Source organism: Magnetococcales bacterium, from assembly GCA_015228815.1.
In the GTDB taxonomy this organism is placed as follows: Bacteria; Pseudomonadota; Magnetococcia; order Magnetococcales; family UBA8363; genus UBA8363.
Genome location: JADGCV010000003.1, coordinates 139408 through 155101, shown reverse-complemented (window position 1 = coordinate 155101; position 15694 = coordinate 139408). Strand labels below are relative to the sequence as shown.

Genomic DNA, 15694 nt, shown 5'->3' with positions numbered 1-15694 from the left:
CAAGGCGCGCGCCTACGCAAGATTCCCGCAAAAACCACGCGGGAATCTTGCTTCGGGTGAAAGGGCGCGTGGAAAAAAAACAAAGTCAAAACCCTGGGGGCAATCCCCCAGACCCCTTTTTTCTTTCAATAATTGAACCCAAAGGGTACCTGGGCAGTTACAACCAATCGACAACAATCCCCCGACCCAAGGAAAAAACATTGCCAGGCACCAGGAATACCGCTATCCTGAGGCGATTGTTGGAGGGTACTTGGTTAGATTTAGAGAGGCTCTTAAGGTCAACGTCATCATCTCGACCTTTTGCCAATTACCAGCCATCGGTTATCCGGGCGAATCGATCCATCGGCTTCCAGGAATCATCCCATCGCACCTTGCCGGCCTGCGTTTCTTCCTTGACGAAACCCGTGCCAAATCCCTTTTTTCACACTCGTTACCGCCTGAATGACCTACCGCAATGGACGGGCATGGCCCGCCGTTCAACCTGAAGAAAGATCATGTCGTCATGAAGATCAATTATTCGCACCTTCATCTGTGCAAGACCTGCCACGGCACCGGACTGATTTCCCCTCCCGAGGGGACCCGGGCCTCGTTTTTTCCCTGTGATCGTTGCATGGGCCGGGGGACCATCGAGGAAGAAGACATCGTGTCCCAGGTGGTCGATGCCATGCGTCCCCATGTCCTGAAATGGTGCAAATGCACCGAGACACAAAAGAAAAAAGGGACCCGTTCCCCAAACTGCCACGTCCATGACCTGGACCTGGAAGCCATGGCCATGACCGCCATCCAGATCGCCGCCCGTTATGATTGAAGCCGAACCGCTTCCTGACCGCATCCGGATCAAGGGGAAACTTCCGCCCGATCCTCAACCGATCGCTGCCGATTTTCCTTCGTCCGCCAGGATGGTACAGACAACCGTGCGTTCGCTCCGGGGACCGTCGAATTCACACAGAAAAATGTTTTGCCATTGCGACAGACCCAGGCGCCCCTCCATCAAGGGAATGGTCTGGGAAGGCCCCACCCATCCCGCCTTCAGATGGGCATCCCCGTTGCCATCCTGGCGGTCATGCCGCCAAACCCCTCGGGGAATCAGCGTGCGCAACAAGTGAATGACATCCTGTTGGACCGAATCGTCCCAATTTTCCTGGATCATGATCGCCGCCGTCGCCCCCTGGGCATATACCGAAACCAGTCCGTTCGCAATGCCGCTGCGCTGCACCACCGCCTGAACCCGTGGGGTAATGTCCACCAACTCCTCGCGTTCACGGGTGGAGACATGGATCAATTCACGCATCATGCACTCCTTTTTTTCCATCAACGCCGACCGAACAACTTCTCAATTTCGGCCAGCGACAGTTGTATGTGGGTCGGTCTGCCATGACCACACTGTCCCGATCGACGACTCACCTCGATCTGACGCAGAAGGGTGTTCATCTCCTCCAACTGAAGCCTGCGATTGGCCCGGACCGAACCATGACACGCCATGGCCGTCAGGATACGGTCCCGACGATCCTCCAGGGCCTGGCTTGCTCCGAACCGTTCCAGATCGGCGACAATATCGAGAACCAGGGCGCGAACATGCGAACAGCCCAGGATCTCCGGCAGTTCCCGAACCGCAAAAGCATCTTCGCCAAAGGGTTCCAGGACCAAACCCACCTCCTCCAGGGCCACGACATGACGTCGAATCGACCGGGCCTCGGCGGCGGAAACCTTGAGAACCTCGGGAAGCAACAGCATTTGCCGCGGCAGCCTGGCTCCAGAGGCCATCGCCTCTTTCAATCGCTCGTAGACGATCCGTTCATGCGCCGCATGCTGGTCCACCAACACCAATCCTTCCCGATTCCGGGCAAGAATATAGGTTCCATGGATCTGTCCCAGGGCCTCGCCCAGCGGAAAATCATGCTCCAGCGAAGGAAGCGTCCCGGTTCGGGTTTCCGGGTCGCACCGCGCCGCCGCCGCGCCGCCATGGCAGGACTCGGCAACCCCCGCAGCCGCCCTCGACGAGGAAACGTTCTCCGAAGCCACCCCCCCCTTGGAGGAAAAACCGTTCCATGGTGAAAAACCGCCGCCACGATTGTCCCCAACCGTCGTCTCTTCCTGGACCGGCCTCGAACCGCCCCCCTCCCCGGATGGCCATTGAACGGGCCTGGAAACATGCGCCGGGAGGGTCGCATCGATTTCCCCGGAAGACGATGTCGGCGAAGCGATCCCCGATCGTTCCATGGTCGCCCCTGGCAGAATCGTATTGGCCCGGACGCCACTCCCTTCAAGCACCTTGCCCAGAGTCCGACGAATGATGGAATGGATCAGATCACCATTATGGAAGCGAACCTCCTGCTTGGCCGGATGGACATTGACATCCACGTCTCGGGGATCCATCTCCAGAAACAGGGCCAACGTCGGAAACCGGTCCCGGGGAATGGTATCCCGATACGCCTCGCGCACGGCATGTTGCATGATCCTGTCGCGAACATGACGACCGTTGACGAAAAAATATATGGCCAGGGCATTGGCACGATGCAATAAAGGAAGCCCCATCCATCCCAGAATCCGGATCCCTTCCTGGTCCCCCTCGAATTGCATGCAATGATCGGCAAAGTCGGTCCCAAGAATACGGTTCAATCGTTCTCGTGTCGCCCGTTCGTCCTCCCCTTCGCGCAGGTGAAATACCTCCCGGCCATTGATCGACAAACGAAAGGAAACATGGGGATGCGACAAGGCAAACCGTTCCACAAGATGCGACACATGCCCGGCCTCGGTTTTCTCCGCTTTCATGAACTTGAGACGGGCCGGGGTATTGAAAAACAAATTGCGCACCAGAATCCGCGTCCCGACGCCCATCACCAGAGGGACGCTTTCCAACGTCCGGCCTCCATGGGTACGAATGCGCACCCCCTCCTGGGCATTCACCGTCCGCGTCTCGATGTCCATCTGCGACACGGAGGCGATCGACGGGAGCGCCTCGCCCCGAAAACCCAGGGTACGGATGTTGAAAAGATCGTCCACCCGCGAAATTTTCGAGGTCGCATGCCGCAACAGCGCCAAGGGAACCTCAGCGACCGGAATCCCGTGACCATTGTCGGCAACCCGGATCAACCGTTTCCCCCCCTGGTCGATTTCGACCTCGATCCGATTCGCCCCCGCGTCGAGACTGTTTTCAACCAGCTCCTTTACCACCGAGGCCGGACGTTCCACCACCTCGCCCGCCGCAATCTGGTTGGCAAGGGTCTCGGGAAGAAGTTTTATTCCTGTCGGGACATCCATGGACCGTATCGTCACCTCCAAAGAACAAGTCCCATGCGTTGTTTGTTCAGAAATACCTTGACCATCGATTCACAAGCATTTATTCTGCATTTTCCTGGTATTAAGATCGAGACAACAACTCCATGCCAATGGTTTTCCAAACTTGAAAGAAAAACTGCGCAACGTCGGGGTCGCCCGGTTCAATTCCGACCATGAAAAACTGGTTGACTTCATTCTCGCCATCACCGCCATCGTCGATCAACTGAAAAAAAGGAAACCAGAACCTTCCGACTGGATTCAGCTTGAAAAGCTGTTCAACGAACTTAAAAGTTATACCAGATACCATTTCCAGGCGGAAGAAGACCTGTTTGCCAAAATGGATTATCCAAAAAAGAAAGAACACGCGCAAGAACATCGACGGCTGATCGAAACGCTCGACACCCTGGCCGAGAAAATAGCGCACAAGGAAATCGCCTACTCCGTCGATCTGCAATTTTTCCTGCTCGACTGGCTCTTCAGTCACATCAACCGTCACGACATGCAATACAAGGAGTTCTTCAACGCCAAGGGCGTCCGATGACAAGAAACGTACACGAAGGTCGTCCCTTTCCCACCAAAACAACAACGCCGAAAAGAGTCTGACTGCTCTTACCCTGGAATTTCGCCACGCCCGAATATACCGCGGGTACCATTCATGATGGAGCCTCTTGCAGCATGCCTCAACGTCGGTTGATCAGCTTCGACTGGGCCCTGAAGCGCCTGCTACGCAGCAAAGCCAACTTTGAAATCCTCGAAGGTTTCCTGGCCGTGCTGTTTGGCGAAGAGGTCCGCATTGTGGAAATTCTGGAAAGCGAAAGCAACCAGGAAAACAGGTTCGACAAATACAACAAGGTAGATCTGAAAGCCAGGAACACCAGAGGTGAGCTGGTTCTCATCGAAATCCAGTATGAACGTGAACATGATTATTTGCAGCGCCTCTTGTACGGAACCTCCAAGGCGGTTCTCGAACATGTTCAGCAAGGCGAACCTTATGCAAAAATTTTAAAGGTCATTTCCGTCAGCATTCTGTATTTTGACCTGGGGTCTGGACAGGATTATGTCTATCATGGCGCCACCTCGTTTCGGGGACTGCACACCCACGACGAACTGGCGCTCAGCGAAGGCCAGAAAAAACTGTTCCGCCACGATTCGATTTCCGGCCTCTTCCCGGAGTATTACCTGCTCAAGGTGAACCGCTTCAACGACGTGGCGCGGGACACTCTGGACGAGTGGGTCTATTTTCTCAAAAATGGGGAAATTCCAGACAACTTCACCGCTCAGGGACTTGACAAGGCCAAGGAGCAATTGGACATCCTGAAACTTACCCAAGCCGAGCGGCAGGCCTATGAACAGTACCAGGAAGATCTCCACTACCAGGCCAGCATGGTGGAATCCACCTATGGCCTCGGCAAGTTGGAAGGCAAGTTGGAAGGCAAGTTGGAAGGCAAGTTGGAAGGCAAGGTCGATATGCTGCTCGACCAGCTCGAAGAACGGTTTGGTTCCATCCCGGATTGGGCTCGTGCCAAACTTTCCGACGCCGATCTGGATACTCTGAAAAGATGGAGCAAGAAAATTTTCGGCGCGGAAAAGATTGAGCAGATTTTTCAGTAGCCAGACCAGGCATCCCACCCAAACGCAGCATGGAAAAACTCATCTAAATTTAACAATGGATTGCTGCACATTTGAAACCTTCGCCCGTTGCAGGGTGCGCAGCATGGGGTGCGTCAGGTGCCGGATCTGGTACCGCTGGCGTAGCGTTTCTTCCATGTGACATAACAGGTGGGTCGTCATCAGTGCATCGGCCATGGCACGGTGGGCCTTGCCGGTGTCGGGAAGGTTGGCAAATGCGGCAAGGGTTCCCAATTTATGATTGGGCGCTGCCGGATAGATCCTCCTTGCCGTCAGCATGGTACATGCGAATTCTTGTTGCCGTGTGTGGTGAATCAAGGCCAGTTCGGCATCCCAGAATTTGCGGTCGAAAGCGGCATTATGGGCAACCAGAGGCAACTCCCCGACAAAAGCGGCAACTTCTTGCATGACCTTGGCGGCTGGTGGGGCGTGACGTACCATCTCGTTGGTGATTCCGGTCAGTTCGGTAATGAAATGAGAAATCCACGCACCTGTCTTCATGAGACTCTGATAACGACGGACGATTTCCCCATTTTCAATAATGATGGCGGCGATTTCCGTGGCCCTTGCCCCATCGCCGGGAGACAGTCCGGTGGTTTCGAAGTCAATGATGGCCATGGTTTCCATGAATCGACGTTCCCATCATTCCATGCAAGAACGGACAAAATGTCCGCTGCGTCCACCCGACTTCTCCAGGAGACGGATTCCATCGAGGGACATTTCCCGGTCCACGGCCTTGCACATGTCATAAACGGTCAAACCCGCGACGGCCACGGCGGTGAGGGCTTCCATTTCGACCCCGGTTGCCCCGTGACAACGAACACGGGCGACGATCCGGATCGATTCCTCCTCGATTTCGGGTTCGAAGGCGATGTCCACCCCGGTCAGGTTCAGGGAATGGCACAAGGGAATCAGGTCATCGACCTTCTTGGCCGCCATGATGCCGGCCAGGCGGGCAACTTCCAGGACATCGCCCTTGGCCATTTTCCGATCCAGGATCAGGTTCAGGGTTTCTCGACGCAGGCGCACCCATCCCTCGGCCACGGCCAGGCGATCGGTTTCCGGCTTGGCGGACACGTCCACCATGCGCGACGCCCCCTTGGCGTCGAAATGGGTCAATTCCCTGGCATTCGTGTCCATGTTCCTCATTCATCCTCCATCAGCCACACTTCCACCCGATCGCCGTCGGAAATGGCGACCGGTCCCTCCGGCAACACGATGAACGCATTGGCACGGGACAGACTTGTCACGATGCCCGAGCCTTGCGGGCCGGTCAGTTCGACCCGGGGTCCTTCCCGCGACAGGTGAAGCACGGCGCGAAGAAATTCCTTGCGTCCATGTTTCTTGGAGAAACGGCCCGAAAACACCGCCTCGACCACCCTTTGCGTCCAGGAACGGCATCCCATCATGTGAAAGAGCGCCGGACGGATCAGCAGGTGAAATACCGTCAATCCCGAAACCGGATTTCCCGGAAGCCCAAAAAATACCGCCCGTCCCAACCGTCCGCACGCCTGGGGTTTTCCGGGCTTCATCGCCACCTGCCAGAAATCGACCGTCCCTTTCCGCGCCAGTGCCCGGTGAACCCAATCGTAATCGCCCTGGGACACCCCGCCGGTACTGATGATGACATCCGCATCGAGGGCAGCCCGTTCCAGGACGGTCTCGATGGCTTCCCGGTCGTCGGCAACGATGCCGAGGTCCAGCACGTCGCACCCCTGAAGACCCAGAGCGGCCTTGAGACCGGCACGATTGCTGTCATGGACCTGTCCGGGACGAAGGGTCCCGGGAACCGACACCACCTCGTTTCCGGTCGAAAGAATCGCCACGCGAATCCGACGAAAGACCGCGACCCGGTCGATCCCCTGGGCCGCCAACACCGCCACGTCTCCCGACCGTAACCGCCGGCCCGCGGTCAGAAGTTCATCACCCACCTTCATGTCCTCCCCCGCCGCGCGAATGTTCTCGGCCAGAGAGACGCCACAGGGAACCTCCACCCAGTCCCCCTCGTGCCGACAGACCTCCTGAATCACCACCGCGTCGGCTCCGGGAGGAATCGGGGCTCCGGTCATGATTCGTACCGCTTCCCCACGGCCAAGCGGAATGGAACTGAAGCCCCCCGCGGCAACCTCGCGGACGACCTTCAGACGAACCCGTCCCGTCCCCGACAGGTCACCATGGACGACGGCATAGCCATCCATGGCGGAATTGGCATGATTGGGGACATCGATCCGCGCCACCACATCCAGGGCCAAAATCCGTCCCGGGGCCTGTTCCAGGGAGACGGTCTCGGTTTCGGATACGGCAACGACAGAGGCACGCATCCGTTCCCGCGCCTCCGCGAACGAAATCTTCCGTCCCTCTTTTTCCAGAGATTCATCCATGTCCGCCTCCCTTGGCCATTTTCAAAGCGTGTGGAATCAGATCCGCCACCGCATTCAGACTGTGAACGGCGCCCCGGGTCGATCCCGGAAGATTCACCACCAGGGTCGTGCCACGAAAAGCGGCGATTCCACGGGTCAACAAGGCGGATCGCACCTGTTGCAGCCCCTCTTGACGAATCGTCTCGGAAAACCCCGGAAGTTCCCGTTCGGTCACCATTCGCGTCGCCTCCGGGGTGACATCCCTTGGTCCCGGACCGGTACCGCCGGTCGTCAGGATCACATCCAATCCTTCCACATCGGCCCAGGTCCGGAGACAATGGACAATCTCCTCCCGGTCATCGCGCACGATCCGCCGCAGGGGGGCGGAAACGCCAAACCGGGCGATCCGTTGTTCCAGGGCATCGCCGCTCTGGTCCGAAGCCGGATTCCGGGAATCGGAAAGAGTCAGAATCCCTGCCTTCAAACCGCTCCAGTCCACCGTTCTCTCCCGTGACGGGAGCGGCGTCGTGGCGCCCTGGCGCGGCGGGTGATCATGCCGACACATGCCGTCCGACCGGTGCGCGACGGCATCAAAATCGTGCCAGCGGGTGGCCGCCGCGATACATCCGGGACAGGAATGAACCCATCGTTCACCCGACGCAAGGATTTCCTTCTTCCAGAAGGGCGCGAAGATCTTCAGATAGTCGATGACGTAGCGGCAGGCATCGAATGCCTGGTCCCGGTGGGCCGCGGCGGCGATCACCAGGACAATGTTTTCCTCGATCGCAAGACGCCCGACCCGATGGATGACCAGGAGCGCCTCAAGATCGAATCGTGATCTTGCCTGACGCTCGATCTTTGTCAACTCCCCCTCGGTCATGCCTGGATAATGTTCCAATTCCAGGGCGACGATCGCTTCCTTGTTCTCCCGGGATCCCTCGCCGGTCAGATCACGGACCGTTCCCACGAACACGACCACGCCACCCACACGCTGCAAACCCCGGGTCAGCCGGGTCATCTCCTCTTCGACGGAAAAGTCTTCCTCCTGAATGCGGATCATGTCTCACCTGTACCTGAAACGACACGGTTGACAACAATGCCTGAAATCATCATTTTCCTAAAGATGGACACTCAAGACCATGGAAACAGTCTCCATGACCCTTCCCGTCCATTGAACAAATTGTTTTTCGACGCCTCCAGAATTCCCAGGCCAAGCGGCAGGCATTGTTCAATTCGATGGCATGCCTTATGATTTGCGGTAATCCTTGAGAAACATCCCCTCGGACGGCTTTTCCGACCGGCATCCCGCCCCGGGACCCACTGGTGACATGACGATTCCGGATGACCGCGACCCGTTTTTTCAGCAAAACCCGCTTGATGCTGCTCCTTCTGACCACCTGTTTCCTGTTGGCGGACCGGTTTGGGCTGTTGGCGTCCCTGGAACGGATGACCTACGATCTGGGGGTCCGTTTTTCGCTGCGCCCCATGGCCCAGCGCATCATCCAGATCGGTGTCGATTCCCGTTCACTCGCCGCCATGGAACAGGGGTTCCAGGATCCGCGGTATGACATGCGACTCATCCGCGCCCTGGCCCCTGGCAATCCCAGACTTGTCGTGGACACCCGGGGAATTGGCTTCGAGGATGATCAAACTGCCATGGAAATCCTCATCGAGGCAAAGAAAAAACTCGATTCCAGCGATTTCCAGTCACGGGCCGATCGGGAATTGGCGCAAACCCTTTTCGACCTGGAAAAAAAACTGGCCGAAGGAATGCAAAAAATCGATCGTTCCCTGGAATATGGTCGATTCGTCGGCGGAATGGGCAATGTCATCCTGTCGATCCGGGGGATTCCCCGAACATCCGATTCATCGCCGCGAATCCCGCTTCGTCGGGAATTCCTGAAACACGCCCTGTCCACCATGGAAGCGGGTTCATTGCCCACGGGGATGCCCGAGTTGCTCCTTCTCCAGGCGCCGCCCCCGGAAATTGCCAAGCATGTGCTTGCCCTGGGAATGCTGTCCGTCGAACCCGATTCCGATTCCGTTGTCCGTTCGTCCCCGCTCGGTCATCGGGTCGGAGAGGCATTCTTTCCATCCCTGGCATTGAGCGTGGCGGCCCGAAGCCTGAACATTCAGACATCGGAAATCAAGTTTCAGCCGGGCCGATCCATTGTTCCGGGAACATGGGACATTTCCCGGGGCTTTTCCGATACCATGTTGACCTTTTTCTATCACGATGCCCAGGGGCAAAGTCCCTTTCCCATGGTCTCCTTGATCGATGTACTGGAAGACAAGGTCCCGGTCGCCACCTTCCGCAATCAGATCGTCCTGATCGGAGATACCGCGCCAGGTTTGATCCCGCGGTATCCGACCCCTTTGGGCCAGCCGCTTGCCCCCGTCGAACTCCTGGCACATGAAGTGGCGACCCTCCTCAACCAGGATGCCTTCAAACGCCCTTCATGGACCGATGAATCGGGATGGATCATGATTGTGTCCGTGGGCGCGGCACTTGTATTGTTCATGCCGTGGCTGTCGCCATTCATTGGTGGCGTGACCGGCATGGGCGTGGCCGTTTTGGGATGGATCGGCGCAATCCATCTGATGATGCACCATTCGCTTTGGATCCCATGGACCGGTCCGGCATTGTTTCTTTTTTCCGGATCCGCCCTGATCCTTGCGACGAGCCGGGAAAAAAGGAGACGAGACCGGGTTGTACCCCGTTCCGAAATGGAGGACGGCAACAAAATGTTGGGCCTGGCCTTGCAAGGCCAGGAGGCGTTCTCCCTGGCCTTCGAACGGTTCCGACAATGCCGGCTCGATGAATCGACCCTGGAAATGCTCCACCATCTGGCCGTGGTCTGCGCGGAGACGGGGTGTTTCCCGGAATCCATCGAAATCCTTGAATATCTGGAACAAAAAAGTCCCGGATATCGCGACTGCGGACAACGATTGGCCGAGATGAGAGCCACAATATCGGCGGGTGCGACGGGTGACGACGGCGAACCACACGTTGCCCTGATTCCAGGAAAACTGGAACTGCTCGACCGTTACCGCCTGGAAGAGGAATTGGGACGGGGCCTCTTCGGAACCGTCTGGAACGGCATCGACGATACCCAACACCGCGAGGTCGCCATCAAGATCATTCCCCTTCAGGAACGGTTTCCCGATGGGACCGCCTTTTCCCGCGCCAAGTCGCTGTTCGGGCGGATGGCCGATCAATGCCAGTCCCTGCGCCATCCCAACATCATCCGTACCGAGGAGACCCAGATTCTCGATGGCCAGGGAATCGTCGTCATGGAACGCTGCCCGGGGCAAAGCCTGGCACGACATGTCACCCCCGGCCAGCTGCTGCCGCTGCCCACGGTCATCCAGATCGTCGCCAAGGCGGCCATGGCCCTGGACCATGCCCACCGGCTTCGAATCGTTCACGGCAATCTCAAGCCGGAAAACATCATCCATGACGATGTCACCCAGGAAATCAAACTGACCGGTTTCGCTCAGTACCTGCTTCTGGAGGCGATTTCCGAAGACGACCGCCAACACCCCTGGCACAGAGTGAATTCATTGCTCGCTCCGGAACAAAGAAGTGGGAATATCCCGGACCGGCGCTCCGACATCCACGCCCTGGGGCGGATTTTTTCGCAGTTGATCACCGGCCAGACCGACCCCGCCATGGCGACGCCTCCGGAACATTCGCCCCCCGCCTCCACGCCCGCCTCCATTCCCGATTGCCTCGATCGGATCATCCACAAGTGCCTCGAACCCCAGCCGGAAAACCGCTATCCAGGGTGCATCGAGCTGGCCCGGGACCTGGTGGCGTGCATCAAATCCCGGATCAACGGTTGAGCAAAGGTCATTCGCAAATCGCGGATGGCTTCGATCACGTTTCTTCTTTCTCCCGGCGGCAAATAACGAACAATACTTGATGTTTGTCAAGCATCTTTTCCCGTGATTTCGCTACCCTGCAAGAAATTCGTGTTAATATGAATTCATTCGGTGTTGCGTTGTACAACATGTCCTTGTCTTTATCCGCGCCATCAAGGGTTCATCGGGCCAAGAAACTTAGGGAGATATGCATGATGAAAAAGGTAAGTGTTTTGAGACAATCGTGTTTGATGGCGGGTCTGTTGTTTGCCGCCATGTCATTTGCCCCGGGTGTTTCATCATTTGTTGGACAGGCCCAGGCAGCCGATGCTCCCGCGATCAGCGAAAAAGAGATGGAAACGGGCAAGCAGATTTATTTCGAGCGTTGCGCCGGTTGCCATGGCGTGCTGCGCAAGGGGGCCACGGGCAAGCCTTTGACTCCGGATCTGACGGTTCCTCTGGGGACCGATTACCTGACCCAGTTCATCACCCATGGTTCGCCAGGCGGCATGCCGGCATGGGGTGAAAGCGGTGGTCTGAAACCCGATGAAATCGACCTCATGGCCCGCTACCTTCAGGCCCCCCCGCCCGTTCCGCCCGAATTCGGCATGAAGGACATGGAAGCAACCTGGAAGGTCATCGTCCCGGTCAAGGATCGTCCAACCAAAAAGATGAACAACTTCAACCTGGAAAACATATTCTCGGTGACCCTGCGCGATGCCGGACAGGTTGCGATCGTCGATGGCGACACCAAAAAGATCATCAACGTCGTCAACACGGGATACGCCGTGCATATTTCCCGCCTTTCGACCTCTGGCCGCTATCTGTACGTCATCGGTCGCGACGCCAAGATCAACCTGATCGATCTATGGATGGCCACACCCGACAACGTCGCCACCATCAAGGTCGGGCTTGAGGCCCGTTCCGTGGAAACGTCCAAATTCAAGGGTTGGGAAGACAAGATCGCCGTTGCCGGGTCCTATTGGCCGCCGCAGTTCGTGCTGATGGAAGGCGATACACTGAAACCCCTGAAAATCGTTTCCACCCGCGGCAACGTGGTGGATACAGGCGAATATCACCCCGAACCCCGGGTGGCAGCCATCGTCGCTTCCCACGAGCATCCCGATTTCATCATCAATGTCAAGGAAACCGGCAAGGTAATGATTGTCGATTACTCCGACATCAACAATCTGGAATCGGTCACCGTCGATGCCGCCCCGTTTCTGCATGACGGCGGCTGGGACTCCACCAAGCGTTATTTCCTGTCCGCGGCCAACAAATCCAACAAGATTGCCGTCATCGACTCCAAGGAACGCAAACTGGTCAAGCTGATCGATGTCGGCGCCATTCCCCACCCCGGTCGTGGCGCCAACTTTGTCGATCCCAAGTTTGGGCCGGTATGGGCCACCAGTCACCTGGGCGACTCCTCCATCTCCCTCATCGGTACCGACCCCAAGGGTCATCCCGACCATGTATGGAAAGTGGTGCGCACCCTGGAAGGTCAGGGCAGCGGTTCTTTGTTCATCAAAACCCATCCCAAGTCCAAAAATCTGTGGGTTGACACCCCCCTCAGCACCGAAGCCAAATCGTCGCAATCCATCGCCGTGTATGACATCAACAACCTGGAAAAAGGTTTTGAAGTGCTTCCCATCGGCGAATGGGCCGACCTGGGACCGGGTGGCAAAAAGATTGTGCAACCGGAATACAATCGGAACGGCGACGAGGTGTGGTTTTCCGTGTGGAGCGGCAAGGGTGAAAAATCGGCTTTGGTCGTCGTGGACGACAAAACACGCAAGCTGAAAACGGTCATCAAGGATCCGGTCATTGTGACGCCAACAGGAAAATTCAATGTCTACAATACCATGCATGACGTTTACTAAGGTGTGTTGACATTCGGAAACGATTCAATGGGTCCGGGAAGGGGCAAGCCCCTTCCCGGACCGGGATCATCGTTCAGCCTCCCTGTTTCTTTCCCTTTTTATAAAAGTGCGAAGGGCGGGAGTGAGGAGACCAGCGAGATTTGTGCGCAATCCATCGAAGCCTTATCGGTGTCCTGTTTTTCCTCGTGTCGTCGTTTCCATGCGCGGCTTCCTCCCTTGCGGAAGTGGCCCCGGAACGGCAACGACAACTGGCGCGTCTGGTACTTCAGGATTGCGGCTCCTGTCATGGCATGACCATGAAAGGTGGTCTGGGGCCGGCGTTGACCAGAGAGGCCCTTGAGGGAAAACCGTCCGACATGCTCGAAGATACCGTCTACTTTGGAAGGGCGGAAAATGCCATGCCGGCATGGAAGGAATTGCTGACCCGGGAAGAAATTCGTTGGCTGATCGAAAAATTGCAATCTGGAGGATTTCGATGATGCGCCTTTCGTTTCCAGGTTTTTACATTGGGTTGGCCCTTTCGCTGCCGTCCCTTTTTCTCCATGGATGCGCTTCTCGCGGCAGTGGCGATCTGGGGGTGATCATCGAACGGGCCTCGGGAAGTGTGTTGGTCGTGGAAACCACCGATAAAACAAGGCTGTCGCGTGTCGAGGAACTGGGAGATCTGTCGCATGCATCGCTGGTTTACTCCAGGGATGCCCGCTTCGCTTTCATATTTGGTCGCGATGGCGGGTTGAGCAAGATCGATCTGCTCACCGGTCAACGTGTCGGACGGGTGGTGCAGGCGGGCAACAGCATCGGCGGGGCCATTTCCCAGGATGGGCGGCTGGTGGCGGTGGCCAACTATGAACCGGGCGGCGTGCGTATTTTCAATTCGGAAACCTTGGAAATGGTCGCGGATATTGCCGCGGTCGATGCCGGGGGCCATCCATCCAAGGTGGTGGGCCTGGCCGACGTCCCGGGACAGCGTTTTATTTTCAGCCTTTTCGATGCCGACGAAATCTGGCTTGTCGATGTCAGCACCCCTGCCAGTCCTGCCATCACCCGATTCAAGGATGTCGGTCGCAAACCCTACGATGCCTTGATTTCTCCGGACGGTCGTTATTATGTCGCCGGCCTGTTCGGCGAGGATGGTTTCGCATTGATCGATTTATGGCATCGGGAAAAGGGGGTCCGGCGCATCCTGGACCACTACGGCCACGGTGAACCCAGGCTTTCGGTCTATAAAATGCCGCATCTGCGCGGCTGGGCCATGACCGATTCCTTCCTTTTCCTCCCTGCCATGGGGCGTCACGAACTCTTGGTCGTGGACCGCAAGTCATGGCAGGAGGTTGGCCGCATCCCGGTTCACAGCCAACCGGTTTTTGCCATGGCGCAACCCGATGGGCGTCAGGTGTGGGTCAATTTTGCCCACCCCGACAACAATACCTTGCAGGTGATCGACGTTCCCACGTTGAAGGTGGTCAAGACCATGACCCCGGGACCGGGAATCATGCACATGGAATTCACCCCTCGGGGGGAGCAGGTTTGGGTTTCGGTGCGCGACGAAGAGCGCATCGATGTGTTCGATACCAGTAGTTTCGTGCGTCTGACCAGTTTGCCGGCAAAAAGTCCCAGTGGCATTTTCATGACTTCAAGAGCCAACAGAATCGGTTTTTGATCCATGGGCCACCCAAGCGTGCGGGATACCACGATCATGGCGGCAACGACGACGACCGGCCTGGATTATCGTCTGCTCAATGAGTTTCAGCAGGATTTTCCATTGGTTCCAAGACCCTATCTGGCATTGGCCGAACAGCTTGGCATCACGGAGGAAGAGGTTCTGGAACGGCTCTGTCTGTTGCGGCAGGCCGGTTTGATCAGTCGCGTCGGCGTGGTTTTGCGTCCGCGCCGGGTTGGAGCCAGCACTCTGGCTGCCATGTGTGTACCGACGGAGCAGTTGGAAAAGGTCGTTGGTATCGTGAATGGTTTTCACGAGGTCAATCACAATTATGAGCGTGAGCATGAACTGAATCTTTGGTTTGTCATCACGGCGGCGTCGCCATCGCGTCTTCAGGCGATCATCGATGAAATTGAACGCAAAAGCCGTTTGCAGGTTTATTCCATGCCGATGGAAGAGGAATTTTACATCAACCTTGGTTTCGAGATCGGTCGCTAGTTCATGCTTACCATTCAGGAACAACAATTGGTGGTCGCGGTGCAGAATGGTTTTCCTCTTGTACCGCGTCCCTATCACGAAATTGGTTTGACCCTGGGATTGAGTGAGATGGACGTCCTGGAAGGGTTACGGGAACTGCATGCCAAGGGTGTCATCAAGCGTGCCGGGGTCATCGTGCATCACCATGAGTTGGGCTACCGTGCCAATGCCATGGCGGTGTGGGACCTTCCCGACCGGATGGTTCGGGAGGCGGGAGAAAAAGTTCTTTCTTTCGATTTTGTTTCCTTGAGTTATTTGCGCAAACGTGTTCTGCCCCGATGGCCTTATAATTTTTACTGCATGATTCATGGTCAAAGGCGGGAAGAGACCCTTCATCGTGCCGATATTATTACCAAAGGTTGTGGTTTGACAGCTTTTCCCAGACAGATACTGTTCAGCCGCCGTCGTTTCAAACAGTGTGGTGCCAGATATTTTGACGTAACTGCCCAGGGACCCTCCGGGTTTCATTATTGAAAGAAAAAAGG

The 15694-nt window shown here is 56.7% G+C and carries 13 protein-coding genes and 1 pseudogene; 8 read left to right on the top strand and 6 right to left on the bottom strand.

Features of this window, described 5'->3' with window-relative positions; translation table 11 throughout:
- Nucleotides 1-454 precede the first annotated feature (454 nt).
- Nucleotides 455-808, top strand: coding sequence for a hypothetical protein (locus HQL76_02395; GenBank protein ID MBF0108013.1), 354 nt, complete (start codon nt 455-457; stop codon nt 806-808).
- A gap of 54 nt (nt 809-862) precedes the next feature.
- Here HQL76_02395 and HQL76_02390 read toward each other — a convergent pair whose 3' ends face one another.
- Together HQL76_02390 and mutL are read right to left on the bottom strand one after the other, a co-directional pair.
- Nucleotides 863-1291 (bottom strand): YjbQ family protein, encoded by a 429-nt coding sequence (locus HQL76_02390; protein ID MBF0108012.1) that lies wholly within the window; start codon nt 1289-1291, stop codon nt 863-865.
- Nucleotides 1292-1311: 20 nt separating this feature from the next.
- Nucleotides 1312-3261 (bottom strand): DNA mismatch repair endonuclease MutL, encoded by a 1950-nt coding sequence (mutL, locus tag HQL76_02385; protein ID MBF0108011.1) that lies wholly within the window; start codon nt 3259-3261, stop codon nt 1312-1314.
- 142 nt (nt 3262-3403) lie between these two features.
- Between mutL and HQL76_02380 the strand changes: the two genes are divergently transcribed.
- Together HQL76_02380 and HQL76_02375 are read left to right on the top strand one after the other, a co-directional pair.
- On the top strand, nt 3404-3820 hold the full coding sequence (locus HQL76_02380) for a hemerythrin family protein (protein MBF0108010.1): 417 nt from the start codon (nt 3404-3406) through the stop codon (nt 3818-3820).
- Between the two features lie 134 nt (nt 3821-3954).
- Nucleotides 3955-4890 carry an Rpn family recombination-promoting nuclease/putative transposase gene (locus HQL76_02375; protein ID MBF0108009.1) on the top strand — a complete coding sequence of 312 codons (936 nt, stop codon included), beginning with the start codon at nt 3955-3957 and terminating at the stop codon, nt 4888-4890.
- Nucleotides 4891-4929: 39 nt separating this feature from the next.
- On the opposite strand, the gene HQL76_02370 is transcribed toward HQL76_02375, so the two are convergent.
- The 4 genes from HQL76_02370 to HQL76_02355 are packed head-to-tail and all read right to left on the bottom strand — an operon-like array spanning nt 4930 to nt 8328.
- The gene (locus HQL76_02370) at nt 4930-5535 is read right to left on the bottom strand and encodes a 3'-5' exonuclease (GenBank protein ID MBF0108008.1); all 606 of its coding nucleotides are present in this window, start codon (nt 5533-5535) and stop codon (nt 4930-4932) included.
- 15 nt (nt 5536-5550) lie between these two features.
- Entirely contained in the window at nt 5551-6048 is a 498-nt protein-coding gene (gene moaC / locus HQL76_02365; GenBank protein MBF0108007.1) for a cyclic pyranopterin monophosphate synthase MoaC, read from the bottom strand.
- Between the two features lie 5 nt (nt 6049-6053).
- Nucleotides 6054-7289: a molybdopterin molybdotransferase MoeA gene (locus HQL76_02360; GenBank protein MBF0108006.1), complete on the bottom strand. Its 1236-nt coding sequence runs from the start codon at nt 7287-7289 to the stop codon at nt 6054-6056.
- Nucleotides 7282-8328 (bottom strand): molybdenum cofactor biosynthesis protein MoaE, encoded by a 1047-nt coding sequence (locus HQL76_02355; GenBank protein MBF0108005.1) that lies wholly within the window; start codon nt 8326-8328, stop codon nt 7282-7284. Before HQL76_02355 ends, HQL76_02360 begins: the two co-directional genes overlap by 8 nt.
- Nucleotides 8329-8609: 281 nt before the next feature.
- Between HQL76_02355 and HQL76_02350 the strand changes: the two genes are divergently transcribed.
- From HQL76_02350 to HQL76_02330, 5 genes and pseudogenes are all read left to right on the top strand, one after another.
- Nucleotides 8610-11114 carry a CHASE2 domain-containing protein gene (locus tag HQL76_02350; protein ID MBF0108004.1) on the top strand — a complete coding sequence of 835 codons (2505 nt, stop codon included), beginning with the start codon at nt 8610-8612 and terminating at the stop codon, nt 11112-11114.
- A 230-nt stretch (nt 11115-11344) separates the two neighbouring features.
- Entirely contained in the window at nt 11345-13012 is a 1668-nt protein-coding gene (locus HQL76_02345) for a c-type cytochrome (GenBank protein MBF0108003.1), read from the top strand.
- A gap of 173 nt (nt 13013-13185) precedes the next feature.
- Nucleotides 13186-13491 carry a cytochrome c gene (locus HQL76_02340; GenBank protein ID MBF0108002.1) on the top strand — a complete coding sequence of 102 codons (306 nt, stop codon included), beginning with the start codon at nt 13186-13188 and terminating at the stop codon, nt 13489-13491.
- Complete coding sequence (locus HQL76_02335) at nt 13488-14672, top strand: protein nirF (GenBank protein ID MBF0108001.1); 1185 nt, start codon at nt 13488-13490, stop codon at nt 14670-14672. Before HQL76_02340 ends, HQL76_02335 begins: the two co-directional genes overlap by 4 nt.
- Before the next feature lie 36 nt (nt 14673-14708).
- A pseudogene (locus tag HQL76_02330) lies at nt 14709-15683 on the top strand (Lrp/AsnC family transcriptional regulator).
- The last annotated feature ends 11 nt before the right edge of the window (nt 15684-15694 follow it).

What these genes read in the sequence shown, in the direction of transcription:
- HQL76_02370 (MBF0108008.1), bottom strand. Translation starts at nt 5,535, where the DNA reads ATGGAAACCATGGCCATCATTGACTTCGAAACCACCGGACTGTCTCCC.
- HQL76_02345 (MBF0108003.1), top strand. Translation starts at nt 11,345, where the DNA reads ATGATGAAAAAGGTAAGTGTTTTGAGACAATCGTGTTTGATGGCGGGT.
- HQL76_02375 (MBF0108009.1), top strand. Translation starts at nt 3,955, where the DNA reads ATGCCTCAACGTCGGTTGATCAGCTTCGACTGGGCCCTGAAGCGCCTG.
- HQL76_02335 (MBF0108001.1), top strand. Translation starts at nt 13,488, where the DNA reads ATGATGCGCCTTTCGTTTCCAGGTTTTTACATTGGGTTGGCCCTTTCG.
- HQL76_02395 (MBF0108013.1), top strand. Translation starts at nt 455, where the DNA reads ATGGACGGGCATGGCCCGCCGTTCAACCTGAAGAAAGATCATGTCGTC.
- HQL76_02390 (MBF0108012.1), bottom strand. Translation starts at nt 1,291, where the DNA reads ATGCGTGAATTGATCCATGTCTCCACCCGTGAACGCGAGGAGTTGGTG.
- HQL76_02360 (MBF0108006.1), bottom strand. Translation starts at nt 7,289, where the DNA reads ATGGATGAATCTCTGGAAAAAGAGGGACGGAAGATTTCGTTCGCGGAG.
- moaC (MBF0108007.1), bottom strand. Translation starts at nt 6,048, where the DNA reads ATGGACACGAATGCCAGGGAATTGACCCATTTCGACGCCAAGGGGGCG.
- mutL (MBF0108011.1), bottom strand. Translation starts at nt 3,261, where the DNA reads ATGGATGTCCCGACAGGAATAAAACTTCTTCCCGAGACCCTTGCCAAC.
- HQL76_02350 (MBF0108004.1), top strand. Translation starts at nt 8,610, where the DNA reads ATGACCGCGACCCGTTTTTTCAGCAAAACCCGCTTGATGCTGCTCCTT.
- HQL76_02355 (MBF0108005.1), bottom strand. Translation starts at nt 8,328, where the DNA reads ATGATCCGCATTCAGGAGGAAGACTTTTCCGTCGAAGAGGAGATGACC.